This is a genomic window from Streptococcus sp., assembly GCF_019414905.1.
In the GTDB taxonomy this organism is placed as follows: domain Bacteria; phylum Bacillota; class Bacilli; order Lactobacillales; family Streptococcaceae; genus Streptococcus.
The window spans coordinates 1-2,288 of record NZ_DXLC01000158.1 but is presented as its reverse complement, the minus strand read 5'-3'; the positions used below and the strand labels follow the sequence as shown (position 1 = coordinate 2,288).

1 pseudogene is annotated in these 2,288 nt (G+C 42.5%); it reads left to right on the top strand.

The window, feature by feature from the left end:
- Positions 1 to 13: 13 nt before the first annotated feature.
- A pseudogene (parC, locus tag QZ359_RS04725) lies at positions 14 to 2,140 on the top strand (DNA topoisomerase IV subunit A); the annotation flags it as partial.
- Positions 2,141 to 2,288 lie beyond the last annotated feature (148 nt).

Here is a 2,288-nt window from a genome sequence, read left to right as displayed (position 1 = left end):
ATAAGAGACAGATACTGAGGCACGTTTGTCTGAGATTGCAGGTTATCTCCTTCAGGATATCGAGAAAAAGACAGTTCCTTTTGCTTGGAACTTTGACGATACCGAGAAAGAACCAACTGTCTTACCAGCAGCCTTTCCAAACCTCTTAGTCAATGGTTCAACTGGGATTTCAGCTGGTTATGCCACAGATATTCCACCGCATAATTTGGCTGAAGTTATTGATGCTACAGTCTACATGATTGATCACCCAACTGCTAAGGTTGAAAAGCTCATGGAATTCTTGCCTGGGCCAGATTTCCCTACTGGTGCGATTATCCAAGGTCGTGATGAAATCAAAAAGGCCTATGAAACTGGAAAAGGGCGCGTGGTTGTTCGTTCCAAGACCGAAATTGAAAAGCTAAAAGGTGGTAAGGAACAAATCGTTATCACTGAGATTCCTTATGAAATCAACAAGGCTAATCTAGTCAAGAAAATCGATGATGTTCGTGTTAATAACAAGGTAGCTGGTATTGCTGAGGTTCGCGACGAGTCTGACCGTGATGGTCTACGTATTGCTATTGAGCTCAAAAAAGACGCTAATACGGAGCTTGTTCTTAATTATCTTTTCAAATACACTGATCTGCAAATCAACTACAACTTTAACATGGTGGCGATTGACAATTTCACACCTCGTCAGGTTGGGATTGTCCCAATTTTGTCTAGCTATATTGCCCACCGTCGTGAAGTGATTTTGGCGCGTTCACGCTTTGACAAGGAAAAGGCTGAGAAACGTCTCCATATAGTCGAAGGTTTGATTCGCGTGATTTCGATTTTGGACGAAGTCATTGCTCTTATCCGTGCTTCTGAGAATAAGGCGGACGCCAAGGAAAACCTTAAGGTCAGCTATGATTTTACAGAAGAGCAGGCTGAGGCCATCGTTACCTTGCAACTGTACCGTTTGACCAATACAGACGTAGTTGTCTTGCAGGAAGAAGAAGCAGAACTTCGTGAAAAGATTGCCATGCTTGCAGCGATCATTGGTGACGAACGGACTATGTACAATCTCATGAAGAAAGAACTTCGTGAGGTTAAGAAGAAGTTTGCCACTCCTCGTTTGAGTTCTTTAGAAGACACTGCGAAAGCAATTGAGATTGATACAGCTAGCCTTATCGCCGAGGAAGATACCTACGTTAGCGTGACCAAGGCAGGTTACATCAAGCGTACCAGTCCACGTTCCTTTGCGGCTTCCACTCTGGAAGAAATTGGCAAACGTGATGATGACCGTCTGATCTTTGTACAAGCTGTCAAGACAACCCAGCACCTCTTGATGTTCACAAGTCTTGGAAATGTCATCTACAGACCAATCCATGAATTGGCAGATATTCGCTGGAAGGACATCGGAGAGCATTTGAGCCAAACCATTACCAACTTTGAAACTAACGAAGAAGTCCTTTATGTGGAAGTCGTGGATCAGTTTGATGATGCGACAACTTATTTTGTAGCAACTCGTCTTGGTCAAATCAAACGCGTAGAACGCAAAGAATTCACTCCATGGCGGACCTACAAATCTAAGTCTGTCAAGTATGCTAAGCTTAAAGACGAGACAGATCAGATTGTAGCAGTGGCTCCGATTAAACTAGATGATGTTCTCTTGATTAACCAAAATGGTTATGCCCTTCGTTTCAATATCGAAGAGGTTCCGGTTGTCGGTGCCAAGGCTGCAGGTGTCAAGGCTATGAATCTGAAAGAAGATGATGTCCTCCAATCGGCCTTTATCTGTAATACCTCCTCCTTCTATCTCTTAACTCAGCGTGGAAGCTTGAAACGTGTTTCTATTGAGGAAATTCCAGCAACCAGCCGTGCCAAACGAGGGCTACAAGTCTTGCGTGAGTTGAAAAACAAACCGCATCGTGTCTTCTTAGCAGGAGCAGTTGCCGAACAAGGATTTGTAGGTGATCTCTTCAGTACAGAAGTAGAAGAAAACGACCAGATTCTGCTGGTCCAATCCAATAAAGGAACAATCTATGAAAGCCGATTGCAAGACTTGAACCTGTCAGAACGCACAAGTAACGGCAGCTTCATCTCTGACACGATTTCCGATGAAGAAGTTTTTGACGCTTATCTTCAGGAAACTTATACAGAATTTGAATCTAAGAAATGATAAAAAACAATGAAAAGCTTTTCATTGAAAAATTTGTCAATCTATAGATTTCAAGAGTTAAATCTGATTATATATACAAAAACGAACAGTGCTACTTCCCAACTAATAGGGACTTAGCCTGCTCGTTTTCTTGTTTGTAGTGGTATAG